This is a genomic window from Microbacterium sp. NPDC097977, from assembly GCF_040302605.1.
In the GTDB taxonomy this organism is placed as follows: Bacteria; Actinomycetota; Actinomycetes; order Actinomycetales; family Microbacteriaceae; genus Microbacterium.
In genome coordinates this window covers 16,972-34,973 of sequence record NZ_JBEOUR010000037.1, presented here as the reverse complement: position 1 = coordinate 34,973, position 18,002 = coordinate 16,972, and the positions used below count along the sequence as shown (strand labels likewise).

Here is an 18,002-nt window from a genome sequence, read left to right as displayed (position 1 = left end):
GAGATCATCCCCTTCACGGAGGACGGCCCCAACTACGAGGCGATCAAGGCGCTCAAGCCCGACCTCATCCTGAGCCTCTACTCGGGAGTCACCGACGTCGAGTACGAGCGTCTGACCGAGATCGCACCGACCGTGCCCTACATCGAGCGGGCCTGGGACCCGAGCACGTGGGAGGACATGACCCGCACGATCGGCACGGCGATGTCGGAGGACGCGAAGGCCGAAGAGCTGATCGCCGAGACCGAGGAGATGATCACCACCCTCGCCGACGAGCACCCCGAGTTCGACGACAAGACGTTCGTCTGGGGCCTGACCCTGAACGAGGGCGGCACCGACCTCGGCGTCTATCTCGAGTACGACCCGCGCGTGCGCATCACCGAGGCGCTCGGCTTCACCTCGACGTCGGCCATGGACAGCTTCCTGGCGAGCGCCGAGGGCGACAATTGGTACACCGGCGTGAGTCTCGAGAAGCTCTACGACGTGCAGGCCGACCTGTTCGCCGCATGGGGCGGCAGCGCGGACGAAGGCACGTACACGGTCGAGAACAAGGTCGTCTCCCGCTGGGCGCCGATCGAGGCCGGCTCCTACGTGATCTATGCCGACGCCGCGGAGGCATCGGCGATCAGCGCACCGACCGTGCTCTCGCTGAAGTACATCCTGCCGAAGTACGTCGACGACCTGGCCGCCGCACTGCAGGGCGAGCCGACCATCGCCGGCGAGTGATCCGAGAGATGTCCTTGGCGACGGAAGACGGCACGGACGTCTCGAACACCGGCGCGGGGAGTCGTGCAGACGGCTCCCCGCGCCGCACCGGCATGCTCGCGGCGGGACTGATCGTGTCGGTGATCGTCCTGGCCGCCGCCGCCGTCGCCTCGCTGGCGATCGGAAACCGTGCGATCGACCCGGCGACGGTCCTGCACGCGCTCTTCGCATACGACGACGACGACCCGCTGCATCTGATGGTCAGGGAGCTGCGCGTGCCCCGCACGCTGCTCGGCATCGTCGTCGGAGCCGCTCTCGCCGTCTGCGGCGGGCTGATCCAGGCCTTCACCCGCAACCCGCTGGCCGACCCCGGCATCCTCGGGGTGAACGCGGGCGCCTCGTTCGCCGTCACGTTCGCCGTCGGCATCCTCGGTCTCACCACCCCTGGCGCCTACGTGCCCTTCGCTCTGCTCGGCGCGTTCGTGCTGACGATGCTCGTCTACGCGCTGGGTTCGTTCGGGCGCTCTGGCGCCACACCGATGAAGCTCACACTCGCGGGGGTCGCGCTCGGCGCCGCGTTCACCGGCTTCACGACCGCGATCGTGCTGCGCGACCTCGGCACGCTGCAGGTCATGCGCTTCTGGGGAGTCGGATCCATCGGCGGACGCACCCTCGACCAGCTCGCCTGGGCGGCCCCGCTCATCGCGACCGGCCTGCTCATCGGACTGCTGTGCGCGCGTTCGCTGAACGCCCTGGCACTGGGCGACGACCTGGCGCAGTCGCTCGGGGCGCGCGTGCGCGTCACGCGCGTGCTCGTCATCGTCGCCGTCACGATCCTCGCCGGCACGAGCGTCGCCGCCGCCGGCCCCATCGCCTTCGTCGGCCTCATGATCCCGCACGTCGTGCGCTGGTTCACCGGGCCCGATCAGCGCTGGGTCCTCACGTACTCGATGATCATCGGCCCCGCCTTCCTGCTTCTCGCCGACGTCCTCGGCCGCATCGTGCTGCCCAGCGGCGAGCTGCGCGTCGGCATCGTCACGGCGCTGCTCGGCGCACCGATCCTGATCATCCTCGTCCGTCGCAAGCGGGTGAGCGGACTGTGAGCATCGACCAGCGACGCCTGCCCTCTCACGACCGGCGGACCCGGGACTTCACCCCCGTCGACCACGGTCGCCGGCTGCTCCGCATCGAGACCTCGCGGGTCGCGGCACTCATCCCGGTGCGCGCGGTCGCAGTCAGCGCCGTCCTCGTCGTGGTGATCATCGCGGCGGGCCTCGCGTCGATGACGATCGGCGCCTACGAGGTCGACTTCCCCTCGGTCATCCGCGCGATCGTCGACCCGGCATCCGACCCCGACATCCGCCAGGTCGTCTTCGAATGGCGACTGCCGCGTGTGCTCTTCGCGGTGCTCTGCGGAGCGGCCCTCGCGCTGGCCGGCGGCATCTTCCAGTCGCTCACCCGCAACCCGCTCGGATCCCCCGACATCATCGGCTTCGGCGTCGGCGCGCAGTTCGGCGTGACCCTGATGATGGTCGTGCTCGAGCTGAACACCTACATGTTCAAGGCGGTCGGCGCTCTCGTCGGCGGGCTGATCACCGCTCTGCTCGTCTACGTGCTCGCCCACAGGAACACGCTGTCATCGTTCCGGCTGATCATCGTGGGCATCGGCGTCTCGGCGGGACTCGGGTCGCTCACCTCCTGGATCCTGATCTCGGTCAGCGTCGAGAAGGCCATGATGGCGGCGACCTGGGGCGCCGGCTCCCTCGCCTCCCTCGGATTCGACCAGCTGGTTCCCGCCGCGATCGTCTTCGCGGTCGTCACCCTCGCCTCCCTGCCTCTGAACCGCACCCTGCCGGTGCTCGAGATGGGCGACGACGCGGCCACCGCCCTCGGCGTGAGCCCCGGACGCACGAGGCTCGCCGCGATGGTGTTCGGGGTGGCGCTGGTCGCCCTCGTCACCGCCGCCGCGGGTCCGATCTCGTTCATCGCCCTCGCCGCCCCGCAGATCTCGCAGCGACTCACCCGATCGAACACGCCGATGGGCACCGTCCCCGTGATGCTCACCGGCGCCGCACTCGTCGTCGTCTCGGACACCCTCGCCCAGCTCGTCTCCGTGCCGGTGGGCGTGGTGACCGTGTCGGTCGGCGGGATCTATCTCGCCTGGCTGCTGGCAGCCCAGTACGCGCGCCGCGCCTGAAAGGACCACCGATGACCACCTCGCTGCAGGCCCGCGACATCACACTGAGCTATTCCGACACCCCGATCGTCTCGGGGCTGTCGCTGGAGGTGCCGGATGACTCGTTCACGATCATCATCGGCCCCAACGCGTGCGGCAAGTCGACGCTGCTGCGCGGCTTCGCCCGGCTGCTGCGTCCGAGCACAGGGGCCGTGCTGCTCGACGGCGCCGAGCTGCGCTCCCTGAAGCCGAAAGATGCCGCGAAGAAGCTGGGCCTCCTCCCCCAGTCGTCGATCGCGCCCGACGGCATCACGGTCGCCGATCTCGTGGGGCGCGGCCGTTTTCCGCATCAGAGCGCGATGCGCACGTGGAGCAGCGCCGACGAGCGAGCCGTCGCCGAGGCCATGGCCGCCACCGGCGTGACCGACCTCTCTCGACGCCTCGTCGACGAGCTCTCGGGCGGTCAGCGCCAGCGCGTCTGGGTCGCGATGGCCCTGGCTCAGCAGACCAGGCATCTGCTGCTCGATGAGCCGACGACGTTCCTCGACATCGCCCACCAGATCGACCTCATGGAGCTGTTCGCCGATCTGCACCGCAGCGGCACGACCCTCGTCGCGGTGCTGCACGACCTCAACCACGCCGCCCGCTACGCGACCCACCTCGTCGCGATGCGGGACGGCGAGATCGTGGCGCAGGGAGACCCGCGGGAGATCATCACGGCCGAACTCGTCGAGGCCGTGTACGACCTGCCCTGCACGGTGATCACCGACCCGGTCTCGGGCACTCCGCTCGTGCTGCCGCTGGGGCGGCGGACGCGATGACGACCACACCCCGCCGGCTCTTCGCGCTCGCCCTCACCTCGCAGGGACGCGGGATCACCCTGACCGCCGCGACCACGCTGCTCATCGTGCACTCGCTCACCGAGGCCGCGATCCCGGTGATCATCGGCGCCACGATCGACCGCGCCCTGCTGCCATCCGACCCGGAGGTTCTCGCGCTGTGGCTCGGTGTGCTCCTGGGCACGTTCCTCCTGCTGACCGCGAGCTACCAGGCCGCATCCCGTCTGATGGTCGGCGTCTACGGCTACGGCGAGCAGGCGCTGCGCCACCTCACGCTCTCGCGGATGCTGCGCCCTCGCCTCTCCCGACGGGCGATGACCCCCGGTGAGGCGCTGACCTTCGTCACCTCCGACACCTATCGCGTGGCGGGCGTCGCGTGGTCGGTCGCGCAGCAGTGCGCCACGATCGCGGCGATCGCGGGCGCCGCGTTCGCCATGCTGGTGATCTCGCCGATCGCGACGCTGGTCGTGTTCGCCTCGACGCTCGCGATGATGGTCACGATGCGGATCGTCTCACGCCCCATCGAACGCCGAGGCGCCGCAGAGCAGCGCGCCGCGACGGAGGCCGGCGCCGTCGCGGCCGACTTCATGGCCGGGTTCCGGGTGCTCGTCGGCATCGGCGCCCGCGAGGAGGCGGTGCGCAGATACATCACGGCCAGTGACGCCAGCCGGATCGCGGCGACGGCCGCCGGACGATCGCTCGCGGCCTACGACGCGGTGAGCTCCGTGCTCGCCGCGGTGGCGACGACCGTGCTCGCCGGGCTGTCGGCGTGGTTCGCCGCCGAGGGGCAGATCAGCATCGGCGAGCTCGTCACCGTGCTCGGTCTCGCGCAGTTCGTCAGCGGATCCCTCGCGTACGCCGGAACGTTCCCCTCGAACTGGATCCACAAGCTCGCCTCGGCGAAGCGACTGGCCGAGATGATCGACACGGACGATCTGCTCGACGGCCCGCTCGCCGCGCCCCGTTCCGCGCAGCGGCGCCCCGTCGAGGCGGGTGTCGCTCTGACGTTCCGCCCCGGCCCCGAGGGGTCCCCGCACATCGATGTGCACCGCGGCGAGCTGCTCGGCATCCGCCCCTCCGACAGCGACGAGGCCCGCGCGCTCTCGCGTCTGCTGGGGCTTCGCACGCCTCCCGGCCCCGACGCCGTCGCGGTCGCCATCGACGGCGCCCTGCACGACCCGAGGCATCTGGATCCGCGAGAGTACCGCCGACGCGTCGTCGCGCTGCCCCACCGTCACACCATCGCGAGCGGCACGCTGCGCGAGGCCGTGGGAGGCCACGGAGTCACGGCCGCCCCGTCGCCCGAGATGACAGCGGTCGCCGCTCTGCACGACACGATCACCGAGGCCGGCGGATGGAGCGCGCAGGTCGGCGAGGCCGGCAGACGGCTGTCGGGGGGCCAGCGTCAGCGCATCGGGATCGCGCGCGCACTGCACACCGACGCCGACGTGCTGGTGCTCGACGAGCCGACCTCGGCCGTCGACGCCATCACCGAGGCCCACATCGCCGCAGCGCTCGCCGAACTCGACAGGACGACCATCGTGATCAGCACGTCGCCGGTGCTCCTCGGCGCCTGCGATCGGGTCATCGACCTGTCACCCGAAGGAACGGATGCCGCCCATGACTGAGGCCCCGACCCCGCTGCTGCCGATCGCGACGGGCGCCAGGGTGCGCGTCGTCATCACGACGCTGCTGCGCCGCCACCGCGGGCGGGCGGCGGCGACCGCCGCACTGTTCCTCGTCGCCTCCGCTCTCGGGGTCGTGCTGCCCTCGTGCCTCGGTCGCATCGTCGACGCGGTCTCGAACGATGCGGGCATCGCGGTCATCGCCGGATGGGTCGTCGGCGCGGGAGCCGGCGCCGTCGGCGCCGCCCTGGCGATGCTCTGGGCGGCTCGCGTGCTGGCCGGGCTGGTTCAGGATGTGCTGGCCGACCTCCGCCAAGACGTGTTCGCCTCGGCGATGCGCCTGCCGGTGAGCACGGTCGATGACGGCGAGACCGCCGACCTGCTCTCCCGGGTGACCGGTGACGTCGATGCGGTGGCCGAGGCGGGCGGCAACGTCGTGCCGGTGCTGCTGTCGGCGGGGTTCGCGATCGGGGTCTCCGTGCTCGCTTTGACGGCGCTCGATCCCCGGCTCGCTCTCGCGGGCATCACGAGTGTGCCGTTCTACCTGCTGGGCACCCGGGCGTTCCTCCGTCGCTCTCGCGTGGTGTTCCGCGAAGTGCGCGTGCGCGAGGCCGCACGGAGCCAGGCCGTGCTCGAGGCGGTGGAGGGCATCGAGACGCTCACCGCTCTCGGCGAGCAGGACCACGCGCTGGAACGGGTCAGCACGCGGGCGGAGGACTCGATCCGGATGCAGGTCGAGGGCGTCCGTGTGCGCAACCGGCTGTTCCGCTGGATCAACGGCGGAGAGCTGGTCGGCCTCGGTGCCATCCTCGCGACGGGGTTCCTGCTGCACGCGGGCGACGCGGTCACCGTCGGCATGGTCACCACCGCGGCGCTGCTGTTCCATCGCCTGTTCGATCCGGTGGGTCAGCTCATCTTCGGTCTCGACGACATCCAGCGCGCGGCGATCGGACTCGCCAGGCTCGTGGGCGTCATCGACCTCGCTCCGGCGACGCCGCGAGAAGCGCCGGTCGGTGTCGGTGACCGCGAGCCCGTCGTCCGCCCGAGGGTCGGGATCGAGCTGCGCGATGTCGGCTACCGATACCCGACGACGGGGCGCGGCATCAGCGACGTCACACTGAGCATCGCGCCGGGCACGACCACCGCGCTCGTCGGCTCGTCGGGTTCGGGCAAGAGCACCCTCGCCCGTGTGATCGCGGGGCATCACCCGCCGATATCCGGCGTCGTCGACATGGAACCCGAGACGACCGTCCCGTACTACCTCTCGCAGGAGCTGCACCGGTTCCGCGGCACGATCGCCGACAACCTGCGCCTGGTCGCTCCCGCGGCGACCCACGACCAGATGGTCGCCGCGCTCATCGCCGTCGGTGCCGAGTGGGCTGTCGACTCGCTGACCTCCGACGATGCCGGCGCCCGGATCGACGAGGGACGCATCCAGCAGCTGGCCATCGCACGGGCGCTGCTCGCGGACCCCGCCGTCGTGATCCTCGATGAGGCGACGGCCGATGTCGGGCTCCACCACCGCGACGCCGTCGAAGCGGCGATCAGGGTGCTGCGCAGGGATCGCACGACCGTGCTCATCGCGCATCGACTGGAGCCGGTGTCGACCGCCGAGCAGATCATCGTGTTCGCCGAGGGGCGCGCGGCCCAACGCGGAACGCACCGTGACCTGCTGGCGACCGACGGGCTCTATCGCCGCTTCTGGCTGGCGCAGACGGAAGGTCCGCAGCTCCATCGCTCCCCGAACTCCCAGCTCCCCCCGAAAGACCAGCTCCCCCCGAACGAGCTTCTCCCCCCGAACGAGCAGAGAGGGACTCCGTGAACATCCACCGCGGCATCGTCACCCACACCACCACCCTGACCCCGATGCTCACCCGCGTCACTCTCGGGGGCGCCGATGTCTCCGAGTTCCTCAGCACGGGCGTCGGCGACGAATACGTGCGGGTCTTCTTCCCCCACGGAGATGACCCGACGTCCGTCTCCCTGCCCGTCCCTGCGGGCGACTGGTGGGAGACCCCCGAGGGAGCGCCCGAGTCCCCGATGCGCACGTACACGATCAGCGGCGTGCGCCCGGATGCCGGTGAACTCGACATCGACTTCGTGATCCACCGGTCGGGGGTCGCGGGACCGTGGGCGGCGCGCGCCGAGCCGGGGCACATGCTCGGCTTCACCTCGCCGACAGGGCTGTACTCGCCGCCTGCGGGCATCACCTGGCAGGTGCTCGTGTGCGACCTCACCGGACTGCCCGCCGCCGCACGCATCGCCGTGGACACCGCGGCCGGCGTCCGCACCAGGATCGTCGTCGAGGTGCCGCCAGAGCACGATCGGGGTGCCTTCGACTTCGGCGCCGAGGCCGACGTGACGTGGGTGGTCGGCGGCAACGGTCACGGCCCCAGTGCTCTCGGCCAGCTGGTGCGGGGGATCGTCGACGAACGACTCGCGCTCGACGAGGGCTATGTCTGGGTCGCGGGCGAGACCGTCGCCCTGCGAGACGCCCGCAAGTACCTCAGGAGAGAGCTCGGCCTTCCCGCGACCCGGTTCAAGGTCGTCGGATACTGGACCCCCATCGACTCGTGGGACACGAAGTTCGCCGCTCTGCCCGAGTCGGTGCGCAGAGATCTCGATGCGACCTGGGCGGAGAGCGAGGGCGCCGAGCCCGAGGACGTGCAGGTGCGTTTCGAGGAACGGCTGGATGCGCTCGGCCTCTGACCGCGAGAGTGTTCGTGAGAGGTACGTGCCCCTCTGAAGTGGACGCGACGGCGGGAGTCGAACCCGCCACGCCGTCAGGTATGAGCTGAGGCCCGGGACCGCCCGGATCGCCGCGATGATGACGACGCTACCCGGCCCCGTCGCCGATGGCGAGAATCGTTGCGGGGGTTGACAGAGTGCGTCGGATCATGACGCAGCGCGTCGCCCTGCGACGTTTCCGCCCCGCACGACCACACCCGTGCGGGGCAGAAGAGGTCGGAACGGAAAAGGGGGAAGACGCCCCCGCGCCTTCCCCCGCCGGAGCCAGGAAAGGCTGCGGCCGCCCGGCAGAGAGTGCCGGGGGAAGGGCCGCAGAGGGCCCTCCCCCTGTAGAGACGCGCGGGATCACGGATCATTACGCGGCCGCCCGGAATATCACAAGTGGCGCGTTCAGACCTCGAGCGTGGCCACGATCTTTCCCCGACCGCCGCCGGATGCGAGATCGGCGAGGGCTGCCGGGAGTCGCTCGAACGGATAGGTCTTCGAGACGACGGGTGTGATCACCCCGTCATCCACCAGCGACGCGATGCGGCCGAGCTGCCGGCCGTCGGCGCGCATGAACAGGAACTCGTACTCGACCCCGAGGCGCATCGCCCGGCGGCGGATCCGTCGACTCAGCGCGGCGATCGCGAATCGCATCACGGCGTTCAGGCCCATACGCCTCGCGAACGCGGGGTCGGGCGGCCCCGAGATGCCGATGGCCAGACCACCGGGCCGCAGCACCCGCAGCGATCTCTCGAGGTTCTCGCCACCGAGGCTGTCGAGCACGAGGTCGTAGCCCGAGAGCGCCTCTTCGAAGTCCTCGGCGCGATAGTCGATCACGACATCGGCGCCCAGTGCGCGGACGAAAGCGGCGTTCGCCGCACTCGCCGTGGTGGCGACGGTCGCGCCGAGGTGCTTCGCGAGCTGGATCGCGATCGAGCCGACGCCGCCCGCACCCGCGTGGATGAGGACCTTCTGCCCGGGTTCGATCCGACCACGCTCGACCAGCGCCTGCCAGGCCGTGAGCGCCACGAGCGGCAGAGACGCGGCCTCGGCCGCCGTGATCCGCGTCGGGATGAGGGCGAGATCGGCCTCGGCGACCGCGGCGCGTTCGGCGAACGCGCCCATGCGCCCCTGATCCGGCCGAGCGAAGACACGGTCGCCTGGCCGGAAGGACTCGACGAGTCGCCCGACGCGGATCACCGTGCCGGCCACGTCGTTGCCGAGCACGACCGGCAGGGAGTACGGCAGGATCTGCGCGAACTCCCCCGTGCGGATCTTCTCGTCGAGCTGGTTGAGCCCGACGGCCTCGACCCTGATCAGGACGTCTCGGTCTCCGACCTCGGGCTCGGCGGTCTCCCTGAGCTCGAGCGGCCGCCTGTACTTCTCGAGGACGAATGCGCGCATCGTCGTTCTCCTTCGCGTCTCGGCAGCGATCAGGCGGCCGACGTGCGCAGCTGCGGATAGACCGCATCGAGTGGCGCGCTCAGCCCGGCCTTGAGCTGCACGGAGATCTCATCCGCGAGCACCTCGTACTCGTCGCGTGCGGTCGCATCGAGGATCGCACGCACCAGGTCGGCGGGGTCGGTCTTGGGGTCCGAGACCGACTCGGCCATCGCCGTGTCGACGTACCCGACGTGCACGCCGACGACATGGACACCCGCCGGAGCGAGTTCGAGACGCAGCGAGTTGGTCGCCGACCACAGGGCGGCCTTGGTGGCGCTGTAGATGCCGCCGACCGCGAACCACGCGAGAGCCGAATGGATGTCGATGACGGTGGCCCCTTCGCGAACCGACAGCAGCGGGGCGTATGCGCGCGCCAGGAACAGCGGCCCGAGGAAGTTCGTCTCGACGTTGTGGCGGATCTCGTCGTCCGTGTGCGTGAGGATCCCCGCCGTCGGCACGGAGGCGCCGGCGTTGTTGATCAGCACGGTCACGTCGGATGCGGCCTCCACGGCAGCGCGGATGGACTGCGCGTCGGTGACGTCGAGCGTCAGCGGCACCACCCGCGCGTCAGCCCACTCGCGCGGCGTGCGGGCGCTGGCGTAGACCTTGGCCGCGCCGCGTTCGAGCGCCTGGTGCACGAACTGCGTGCCGATACCTCCGTTCGCACCGGTGACGAGGACGACAGCTCCCTGGAGTGAAGGCATGGACCGCTCTTTCTTCTTTGCGACAATGAGGGGATGATCGCTGAGCACATGCACAAGCGACTCAACTCATAACCGACTGTACTCAGTTTCTATTCCGAGGGGATCAGAATGTCGAGCCAGGCCACACCTCTCGGACGCCGCGAGCGGAACAAGCTGCAGAAGCTCGAGCGGATCACGGCGGCTGCGGCCGAACTCTTCACCGCCCACGGCATCGACGACGTCACGACCCAGCAGATCGCCGAGAAGGCGGATGTCGGCACCGGCACGCTCTTCCTATACGCCAAGACGAAGGGCGAACTGCTGCTGCTCGTGCAGAACGCGCACTACGCCGTGGCCCTGGAGACCGGACGCCTCGCGGCCGCAGCGGCAACGAGCACGTTGGATGCGACCATGGCTCTTCTCCGCCCGATCATCGAATGCAATCGCGTGCAGGTCGAGAACGGCCGCACCTACCTCCGCGAGATGGTGTTCGGCAATCCGGCCGACGCGCACCACGCCGAGGCACTGCGGATCGTCGGAGAGACCGAGGTGGCACTGACCGGCATCCTGAGTCGCGATCAGCGGATCGACGAGCATCACGCCCCGACACTCGCGCGCATCGTCTCGGCCGCGATGTTCGTCACCATGGCGGCCGGCGTCAACGCCGAGGCGAGCATCGACGACATCACCGACGACGTCAGGACCCAGATCGAGGCGCTGCTCGATCGGTGAAGCGCTGCTCAGCGCCGGATCGAGTCCTGGAACGGGTTCGGTTCGAGCGTGAAGTCCGTCGACGCGTCCGCCCAGGTGCCGCCGCCCACCGGCGCGCGACCGCGGCGCAGTGCGGCCAGCGCCGCGGTGGCGGGCACTCCGATCGCGAGAGCAGCCGCGCCGCTGAGCGTGCGATCCTCGGAGCCGAGAACGCTCGCGCGGTGCCATGCCTCGTGCATCCGTCCGCCGCGAGCGGCGGTCACCCGGCGCGCGGGCAGCGCTCCGGCGCGCCGCAGCGCGACCAGATGCTCGACGTGCGACCACCACGCGGATTCTGAGGACTGGTGGAAGTAGTTGTCGCGCAGCCAGTCGGGATGCGGATGCCGGAACCGACCGGCCACGACCTCGTTGCGCCCGCCGAGCAGACCGCTGCCGACGAACACCGTGTTCAGCAGGCTCTTGCTGACCCCGAACGAATCCAGGGCGATGACCGGGATCCCCAGGGCGACGGCCTCGATCGCCGCAGTCGAGCTCACTGTCACGAGCCCCGCCGCCGTCGACAGCGCCTGGGCCATCGACGAGTACGAGATCGCCAGGTTGGGAGGCAGCCGCGTCGGCAGCAGGTCGAGGTACGGGGCGTTCTCGAGGTGCGTCTCGGCCTCGCCCGGCCGTGAGCGCAGCTTGAGCACCACACGGCGGGTCGGATCGGCCTCGGCCGCGCGCACCAGTGTCGCCGCGATCTCGTCTCTCTGCTCGCGGGAGACGGGGACCAGGGCCTGCGCCGCGAACACGAGGTCGGTCGCCGGCGGCCGCACCGGGCGGGCCTGACCCTGCGGCACGGGTCGCTCGGCGACGAGTGTGCGGGAGTGGCGGTCGGAGTCGGCGACCGCAGCGCGCACCCTGGCCGGGTCGCTCGCGAGCATCCGCGACCTCGAGCGTGCGAACGGCAGCGTGGCGAGCGCCGTCGGCACCTGCACGCCGATCCGATGTCCCAGGTCGGCGAAGGCCCGCTCCTCCCGGTGCGAGTGCACCACGAGCAGGTCGCTGTGACGGCGGTACTCCAGAGCGCCCCGCTGGGCGGGGATCGCCATGCCTGGTAGGCCCGTGACGACGACGGGACGACGGGAGAGCACGTCGACGACCCGGCCCATGAGCCGCACGAACGGCCCGCGCCCGGCGAGCAGGACGACGTCGGGGCGCTGCCCCTCGAGCCACCCCGCGGCCTGCGCGAAGGCCACCCGAGTAACGTTCTCGGGCAGCATCCCGGTTCCGGCCAGGGCCGTGCGCTGCTGCGCGACGCTGGCCGTCAGGGGCGTCTGCACGATCAGCAGATGCGGACGGATGCCGGGCACGCCGCCGAGCAGCGACGCCGACCACTTCACGAACGAGTCGGCATCGGCGATCGCGACGACCCGGAGCGCGCCCGATCCGCTCGCGCCCGATCCGCTCATGCCCGATCCGCTCATGCGGAGATGCGACGGAGCTTCGCCATCGGCGCGCGCTCGCTGTCGAACACCCGCTTCACGCCGTCGCCGAGGGCCGTCTCGATCACCCGGATGTCGCGCACGAGGTGCTCGAGCCCCGTCGGCTCGAGCGAGGCGGCGTGGTCGGAGCCCCACATCGTGCGATCGAGCGTGATGTGCCGTTCGACCGCGACGGCGCCGATCGCCACGGCGGCGAGAGAGATCTGCAGTCCGCGCTCGTGGCCCGAGTACCCCACGGGGATGCCGGGGTAACGGTCGCGCAGCGAGGCGATCGCGCGGAGGTTGGCCTCCTCGGGCTCCAGCGGATACGTCGAGGTGGCGTGCATCAGCACGACCCGGTCCGTGCCGAGCGTGGCGAGTGCGCGATCGATCTGCTCGATCGTCGACATGCCCGTCGAGAGGATGATCGGCTTGCCCGTCTCGCGCAGCGCGACGAGCAGCTCGGTGTCGGTGAGGCTCGCGGAGGCCACCTTGTGGGCCACGACGTGCAGATCCTCGAGGAAGTCGACGCTCGGCACGTCCCACGGGGAGGCGAACCAGTCGAGGCCGAGCATCGTGGCATGGTCGCCGATCGCGACGTACTCGTCACGCCCGAACTCGACGCGTCGGCGGTAGTCGAGGTAGCTCATGGTCCCCCACGGCGTCTCGCGCGGCACGTCGCGCATGTGCTCGGGGGTGGAGATCTCGGGTGTGCGCTTCTGGAACTTCACGGCGTCGGCACCGGCCTTCGCCGCCACGTCGATCAGGCGCTTGGCGATGTCGACGTCGCCGTTGTGGTTCAGGCCGATCTCGGCGATCAGATAGGCGGGGTGGCCGCCGCCGATCACGCGTGAGCCGATGCTGACAGTCATGGTTCCTCCGGTCGTCGAGATGCCGTCCTCCCTGAGTACGCTCCGGGGGTGAACGCCGCACGACCACGCGGTTACCGGCACCGGTCAGCCCGGCAACACCCGTTCGATCAGCTCACGGACGGCGCCGTGTCCGCCGCGGCGACGGAGCACGACCCTGGCCGCTTCGAGCACGAGCGGATGCGCATTCGCCACGGCGATCGGCCACCCCACGATGCGCAGAGCCGGAAGGTCGTTGACGTCGTTGCCGAGGTAGGCGATCTCGGCGAGCGGGATGCCGGCGTCCGCCGCCCAGCCGCGCAGCGCCGACTCCTTGTCGTCGATGCCGTGCATCACCGGAACGCGGAGCTTCTCGGCGCGCGCCCGCACCACCGGATTGACCTCGGTCGACAGGATCAGCATCGGGATGCCGGCCCGCCGGAGCAGCGAGACCCCCATGCCGTCCTCGCGGCTCACCCGCACCCGCTCGACACCGTCGGCGTCGACGCTCGCGGTGTCATCGGTGTGCACCCCGTCGAAGTCGGTGACGACGGCCTTGACCGGTATGCGCTCCGGCGTCTCATGCAGCGCGGCGAGCGCTCGCGCGATCCGCAGCTGCTGCTCATCGTCGATCTCGATCGCCGTCCACTCCGGCACCTCGGCGATGCGGATGCGACCGAAGAAGCGGTGCTCCGCCGCCCGGAAGCCCTCCGCACGGAACACGTAGAACGCGCCCGTCTCGAGGTAGTGCGGCTCACGGTCCTGACGACGCGGTCGGTGCGCGGCGTCGTGGTTGAGTGCGACCGCCGCATCGGCAGCAGTGCTGCCGCTGCGCCCCCAGAGGAATCCGTAGGTCTCGTGTGCGGCGAACACGCTGTCCGCCCGACCGTCGCCGACCTCGCGGACGGCGGCGACGAGCGCGTCGGTCGGGATGAACGGCGACGTGGCCTGCAGGAAGGCCACGACGTCGATGCGCTCACCGGCGGCCTCGAGGTCCTCGAGGGCGTGCAGGATCGCGCTCTCCGACGAGGCGGTGTCGCCCGAGAGCACGGCCGGACGACGCACGACGCGCGCGCCGGCGGCACGGCTGACCGCGGCGATCTCGTCGTCGTCGGTCGAGACGACGACGAGATCGATGTCCGGGACCGCGAGAGCGCTGCGCACGGCGCGCTCGACCAACGGCATCCCCCCGACCCTTCTGAGGTTCTTGCGCGGAACCCCCTTCGACCCGCCGCGGGCCGGGATGATCGCGACCACCCGTCCGCGATCACCCGCATCCGGCGTCGTCGCGTCCGTCATCGTCGCGTCGGTCGTCGTCGCGTCGGTCATCGTCGTCGCCGTCCCGTTCGTCATCGCCGTCCTCCTCCTCGTCGTGGTCATTCCGGTCACCGCCCCCGGAGCACGCGCCAGGCCCGACCGACGCGTCGACCCGCACCCCGCACGGTGAGCCTGACCTGCTCGGCGCGACCCACGCCTCCCGCGGGCCGCAGCATCCGCCGCATCATCGTCTCGGTCGGGGCTCCGGGGAGACGCAGTTCGGCCAGCCGGTCCGCGGTGAAGTACCGCTCGCGATCGGCGGGGTGGATGCTCCCCAACAGCGTCTCGGCACGACCACGCAGATGAGCGGCGACGAGGGGCTGCATGACGTAGCCGACCGCGTCGATCAGCAGCTGCATCCGTTCGGGGTCGCGGTAGTGCGAGTCCGGGCGGGTGAGCGCGTCGACGATCGTCGCGGGAACGCGGTTGCTGTTCTCGTACGGGGTCAGCCGTGCGAGCACCTCGGCGGTGCCCACCGCGTCGATGTCCCGTCCGAACAGCGCACGCACGGTCGGCAGCGCGGTCGAGAACCCGGCGACGACGACCCCGGCGTCGATGCGCTCCGCCAACGCCTCCGCGGCGAGCGCGCCGTGGTACTCGCGGAAGTCGATGCCGTGCACTCCGGTCCGATCGCGCAGGGCGTCGTTGCGCCGAGGCGGAGCCGCGGGGTGCGGCTTGAACACGATGTGGAGGGGGCGATCCTGCGCCGCGCGGTCGATCATCGCGCGCTGGGCGGCGACCTCCTCGCGCTCGCTCAGCAGCCCCAGCGCCGAGAGGTACTGTCCGAGCACGAGCGCGGTCGATTCCCCGCCGAGGGCATCGACGAGCTCCGCCGTGTCGTCGACGTCCTCGGCGGTCTCTGCGAGAGCCGCGCGCAGGAGATCGGGCGCGACGGGCACGGGCACGGCCGCGGTCCCCCCGACGAGCGGCGTCACTCCGGGCACGACGTCGGCGTACACGACGGCCCCGATCCGCGCCGTCACCGTGTGCGGGAGGCGGATGCGCATCGGCGAATACGTCATCAGCCCGTCGCCGACGACCGTGAGTCGCGCGTGCGGGAACAGCAGCATGAGCGTGTGCGCCGGGGCGACCTGCGGGCTCTGCACGAACACCTCGAGGTCGTCGTCGGCGAGCCGCCAGGCCCGCGTCAGCAATCGGCGCAGCAGCGGCAGGTCGGCGGCGTCCGGCTGCCACCCGCTCGGATGCAGGGGGCCGAGCAGCGCGTCGAGATCCTCGACCCGATCGAAGCGGTCCCGCAGGGTGGCGAGGGCCGGGTCGGCGAGTATCCCCACCGACGTCTCCGGCACGCGCGACGAGACGAAGGGCACGAGGATGCGCTCGCCGTGCGCGCCGAGCAGTCCGCCGTCGAGCGCCGCCGCCACCGTGGCGAGGCCGTACGCGCTGTGCAGGGCGAAGAGCTGCGTCATGCCGCCCTCCCGACCGCCCGCAGGTGGGGTGCGAGCACCCGCCGTCGCGGTCCGTCGAGGCGTGCGAGCACGGCCGCTGCCTCGGCGTCCGGCAGCTTCGCGAGCAGCCCCCTGACCGCCGTGCGCATCTCGGCACGCAGTCCCGGGGTCATCCGCCGGGACCGCACGAGGTGTCGCGAGCTCAGCGCCAGCACACTCCACACGGCCTTGGGCAGCAAGCGCTCGGCCTCGCGATCGGCCTCCACGAGCTGGAGCACCTCCGCCATCGCTCGCACGAAGTCGAGCTGGCGACGATCGCGCACCTGGGTGAGCGACGTCGACACCCCGCGACGATAGAGCAGGGCGGGGGCATCGACCACGGCGAACGAGCGGGCCTGCAGGTGCAGGCGCCAGATCCACGGGCGGTCTTCGGCGGTGAAGAGCCCAGGGGTGAAGCCGGCGAGACCGTCGTCGAGCACCCGCCGATGCAGGATGCCCGCCCACGCGAACGGATAGTCCACCATGGTCGGCTGGTCGTCGGGCAGGATCGCGTCCCGCGGTGAGACCACCCTCTCCCGCCACGGGTAGGGCGCCGTCGCCAGCGTGCGCACGCCGTCCCTGACGGTGACGTGATCGGTGCGCAGGACGTCGCAGTTCAGCTCGTGCAGACGGCGGGTCAGCACCGACAGTCGCTGCGGCTGCATCCAGTCGTCCCCGTCGAGGAAGCAGAAGGCGTCGCCCTCGACGTGCTCGAGTCCCTGATTGCGAGCGCTCGCGAGACCCCGGGGTCGCGCATTCACGAGCACCGTCGCGTGCGGGAACCGTTCCGCATAGTGCCGCATCAGGATGCCGGTGTCGTCGCGAGAGCCGTCGTCGATGGCGACGAGCTTGAGCGCCCCCGGGTCGTCGAACTGACGGGTCAGGGTCTCGAGAGTCGTGCCGATGAAGGCGCCAGCATCTTTGGCGGGCAGGATGACGGTGACGAGCGGTGTGCGCACGGGACTCCCGGATCGGCGATCCCGGCATGCTCTCAGGCGTTCGTTGCCGGTCGGGGACGCGGGGGTGAACGCGCGGTGACGTCAGAGGCCGCCAGGTGCCTCGGGTGTCGGATTCGCCCCCTCGCCCGGTGATGCACGACGATGGGAGCATGCTCTGGCCCTTCGGAACGACCTGGCGTCCGGTGCGGCAGAAGCGCCGCGGCGCGGTCGAGCTGCACTGGTTGAGCGCCCGGTCGTGGACCCGACGCTGGTATCCGCAGGGCATCGACCTCGGGATCTGGCACGGCCGACGCACGCTCGCGGTGAGCTGGTTCCGTCAGCAGCTCGACGGCCATCACCTCGCCTCCCGCGTCGCGTTCATCGACCTCGACCGCTCACGGCACCTCGACGTGCTGCTGGCCGTCGAGGAGGACGGCGTGCTGCAGCCCGCAGCCATCCATGCCGGCGGGCTCGCATGGTTCGACGACCGGCTGTTCGTCGCCGCCACCGGACGCGGGATCTGGGAGTTCGATCTCGCGCGCATCCGCCGGGTGCGCGGTGCCGACGCACGCCGCCTCGCGGGCGCGTCCCGCTACGGGCTCCGCGGCACGGCGCTCGTCGCCGTGCGCACCCGCGTGCACCCGATCGAGCTGCGCTGCTCGTACCTCGGGCGCGTGTTCGACGACGACGGCACGCCGCTGCGCCGGGTGCTGATCGGCGAATACAGCAGGGACGACACCGGCAGGATCGCCGAGTTCACCGTGCCGGCGACCGACGAGGACTCGTTCCACGAGCAGACCCGCTTCTCGCCCGGCATCCGCCATATGCAGGGCGCCGTGCGCTGGGGAGACCGGCACCTCGTGTCGCAGTCCGACCTGATGCACCCCGGCACGCTGTGGTCCGGCCCGCGCGAGGGGCTGGTGCGCGACCCGACACCGCTCCCCGTCGGATGCGAGGACCTCGCTCTCGATGTCGACGCGGCGCTGCTGTGGTCGCTCGGCGAGCACCCGTGGAGACGCGTGATCCGCGGCATCCCCCTGCGAGACCTGGGGATCGGGAGCTGACAGGCGACGCCTCAG

At 70.9% G+C, this 18,002-nt stretch carries 16 protein-coding genes and 1 pseudogene; 9 read left to right on the top strand and 8 right to left on the bottom strand.

Translation table 11 applies throughout. The annotated features are described in order from the left end of the window. The 7 genes from ABTZ43_RS10140 to ABTZ43_RS10110 form a co-directional block, all read left to right on the top strand. The coding region (locus ABTZ43_RS10140; RefSeq protein ID WP_350538690.1) for an ABC transporter substrate-binding protein at positions 1 to 723 on the top strand (723 nt) is incomplete at its 5' end. 8 nt (positions 724 to 731) lie between these two features. Next, on the top strand, positions 732 to 1,805 hold the full coding sequence (locus ABTZ43_RS10135) for a FecCD family ABC transporter permease (RefSeq protein ID WP_350538689.1): 1,074 nt from the start codon (positions 732 to 734) through the stop codon (positions 1,803 to 1,805). After that, complete coding sequence (locus ABTZ43_RS10130) at positions 1,802 to 2,899, top strand: FecCD family ABC transporter permease (protein ID WP_350538688.1); 1,098 nt, start codon at positions 1,802 to 1,804, stop codon at positions 2,897 to 2,899. Before ABTZ43_RS10135 ends, ABTZ43_RS10130 begins: the two co-directional genes overlap by 4 nt. An 11-nt stretch (positions 2,900 to 2,910) precedes the next feature. Then, entirely contained in the window at positions 2,911 to 3,699 is a 789-nt protein-coding gene (locus ABTZ43_RS10125) for an ABC transporter ATP-binding protein (protein WP_350538687.1), read from the top strand. Continuing rightward, positions 3,696 to 5,345 carry an ABC transporter transmembrane domain-containing protein gene (locus ABTZ43_RS10120; protein WP_350538686.1) on the top strand — a complete coding sequence of 550 codons (1,650 nt, stop codon included), beginning with the start codon at positions 3,696 to 3,698 and terminating at the stop codon, positions 5,343 to 5,345. The genes ABTZ43_RS10125 and ABTZ43_RS10120 overlap by 4 nt, the downstream gene beginning before the upstream one ends. Then, on the top strand, positions 5,338 to 7,164 hold the full coding sequence (locus ABTZ43_RS10115) for an ABC transporter ATP-binding protein (protein ID WP_350538685.1): 1,827 nt from the start codon (positions 5,338 to 5,340) through the stop codon (positions 7,162 to 7,164). Before ABTZ43_RS10120 ends, ABTZ43_RS10115 begins: the two co-directional genes overlap by 8 nt. Continuing rightward, entirely contained in the window at positions 7,161 to 8,051 is an 891-nt protein-coding gene (locus ABTZ43_RS10110; protein ID WP_350538684.1) for a siderophore-interacting protein, read from the top strand. The genes ABTZ43_RS10115 and ABTZ43_RS10110 overlap by 4 nt, the downstream gene beginning before the upstream one ends. A 39-nt stretch (positions 8,052 to 8,090) precedes the next feature. On the opposite strand, the pseudogene ABTZ43_RS10105 reads toward ABTZ43_RS10110, so the two are convergent. The 3 genes and pseudogenes from ABTZ43_RS10105 to ABTZ43_RS10095 all read right to left on the bottom strand — a co-directional run bounded on the left by ABTZ43_RS10105 (position 8,091) and on the right by ABTZ43_RS10095 (position 10,222). Further along, a pseudogene (locus ABTZ43_RS10105) lies at positions 8,091 to 8,166 on the bottom strand. A 314-nt stretch (positions 8,167 to 8,480) separates the two neighbouring features. Beyond that, a complete protein-coding gene (locus ABTZ43_RS10100) occupies positions 8,481 to 9,479 on the bottom strand; it encodes an NADP-dependent oxidoreductase (RefSeq protein WP_350538683.1) in 999 nt (332 codons plus the stop codon). 29 nt (positions 9,480 to 9,508) lie between these two features. Beyond that, positions 9,509 to 10,222: an SDR family oxidoreductase gene (locus tag ABTZ43_RS10095; protein ID WP_350538682.1), complete on the bottom strand. Its 714-nt coding sequence runs from the start codon at positions 10,220 to 10,222 to the stop codon at positions 9,509 to 9,511. Between the two features lie 108 nt (positions 10,223 to 10,330). Here ABTZ43_RS10095 and ABTZ43_RS10090 point away from each other — a divergent pair, with 108 nt between their 5' ends. Next, positions 10,331 to 10,933: a TetR/AcrR family transcriptional regulator gene (locus ABTZ43_RS10090; protein ID WP_350538681.1), complete on the top strand. Its 603-nt coding sequence runs from the start codon at positions 10,331 to 10,333 to the stop codon at positions 10,931 to 10,933. Between the two features lie 8 nt (positions 10,934 to 10,941). On the opposite strand, the gene ABTZ43_RS10085 is transcribed toward ABTZ43_RS10090, so the two are convergent. The 5 genes from ABTZ43_RS10085 to ABTZ43_RS10065 form a co-directional block, all read right to left on the bottom strand. After that, positions 10,942 to 12,378 (bottom strand): DUF6716 putative glycosyltransferase, encoded by a 1,437-nt coding sequence (locus tag ABTZ43_RS10085; protein WP_350538679.1) that lies wholly within the window; start codon positions 12,376 to 12,378, stop codon positions 10,942 to 10,944. After that, positions 12,375 to 13,247 (bottom strand): N-acetylneuraminate synthase family protein, encoded by an 873-nt coding sequence (locus tag ABTZ43_RS10080; protein ID WP_149422465.1) that lies wholly within the window; start codon positions 13,245 to 13,247, stop codon positions 12,375 to 12,377. The genes ABTZ43_RS10085 and ABTZ43_RS10080 overlap by 4 nt, the downstream gene beginning before the upstream one ends. An 84-nt stretch (positions 13,248 to 13,331) precedes the next feature. Then, positions 13,332 to 14,576 (bottom strand): cytidylyltransferase domain-containing protein, encoded by a 1,245-nt coding sequence (locus ABTZ43_RS10075; RefSeq protein WP_502885368.1) that lies wholly within the window; start codon positions 14,574 to 14,576, stop codon positions 13,332 to 13,334. Between the two features lie 32 nt (positions 14,577 to 14,608). Then, the gene (locus tag ABTZ43_RS10070) at positions 14,609 to 15,967 is read right to left on the bottom strand and encodes a polysialyltransferase family glycosyltransferase (RefSeq protein WP_350538678.1); all 1,359 of its coding nucleotides are present in this window, start codon (positions 15,965 to 15,967) and stop codon (positions 14,609 to 14,611) included. Then, complete coding sequence (locus ABTZ43_RS10065; RefSeq protein WP_350538677.1) at positions 15,964 to 16,944, bottom strand: glycosyltransferase family 2 protein; 981 nt, start codon at positions 16,942 to 16,944, stop codon at positions 15,964 to 15,966. The genes ABTZ43_RS10070 and ABTZ43_RS10065 overlap by 4 nt, the downstream gene beginning before the upstream one ends. A gap of 149 nt (positions 16,945 to 17,093) precedes the next feature. Here ABTZ43_RS10065 and ABTZ43_RS10060 point away from each other — a divergent pair, with 149 nt between their 5' ends. Next, positions 17,094 to 17,987 carry a hypothetical protein gene (locus tag ABTZ43_RS10060; RefSeq protein WP_149422462.1) on the top strand — a complete coding sequence of 298 codons (894 nt, stop codon included), beginning with the start codon at positions 17,094 to 17,096 and terminating at the stop codon, positions 17,985 to 17,987. Positions 17,988 to 18,002 lie beyond the last annotated feature (15 nt).

Excerpts from the sequence above, each read along its gene's own strand:
- ABTZ43_RS10135 (WP_350538689.1), top strand. The coding sequence starts at position 732 with ATGTCCTTGGCGACGGAAGACGGCACGGACGTCTCGAACACCGGCGCG.
- ABTZ43_RS10125 (WP_350538687.1), top strand. The coding sequence starts at position 2,911 with ATGACCACCTCGCTGCAGGCCCGCGACATCACACTGAGCTATTCCGAC.
- ABTZ43_RS10120 (WP_350538686.1), top strand. The coding sequence starts at position 3,696 with ATGACGACCACACCCCGCCGGCTCTTCGCGCTCGCCCTCACCTCGCAG.
- ABTZ43_RS10115 (WP_350538685.1), top strand. The coding sequence starts at position 5,338 with ATGACTGAGGCCCCGACCCCGCTGCTGCCGATCGCGACGGGCGCCAGG.
- ABTZ43_RS10100 (WP_350538683.1), bottom strand. The coding sequence starts at position 9,479 with ATGCGCGCATTCGTCCTCGAGAAGTACAGGCGGCCGCTCGAGCTCAGG.
- ABTZ43_RS10095 (WP_350538682.1), bottom strand. The coding sequence starts at position 10,222 with ATGCCTTCACTCCAGGGAGCTGTCGTCCTCGTCACCGGTGCGAACGGA.
- ABTZ43_RS10090 (WP_350538681.1), top strand. The coding sequence starts at position 10,331 with ATGTCGAGCCAGGCCACACCTCTCGGACGCCGCGAGCGGAACAAGCTG.
- ABTZ43_RS10085 (WP_350538679.1), bottom strand. The coding sequence starts at position 12,378 with ATGAGCGGATCGGGCATGAGCGGATCGGGCGCGAGCGGATCGGGCGCG.
- ABTZ43_RS10080 (WP_149422465.1), bottom strand. The coding sequence starts at position 13,247 with ATGACTGTCAGCATCGGCTCACGCGTGATCGGCGGCGGCCACCCCGCC.
- ABTZ43_RS10075 (WP_502885368.1), bottom strand. The coding sequence starts at position 14,576 with ATGACGAACGGGACGGCGACGACGATGACCGACGCGACGACGACCGAC.
- ABTZ43_RS10070 (WP_350538678.1), bottom strand. The coding sequence starts at position 15,967 with ATGACGCAGCTCTTCGCCCTGCACAGCGCGTACGGCCTCGCCACGGTG.
- ABTZ43_RS10060 (WP_149422462.1), top strand. The coding sequence starts at position 17,094 with ATGCTCTGGCCCTTCGGAACGACCTGGCGTCCGGTGCGGCAGAAGCGC.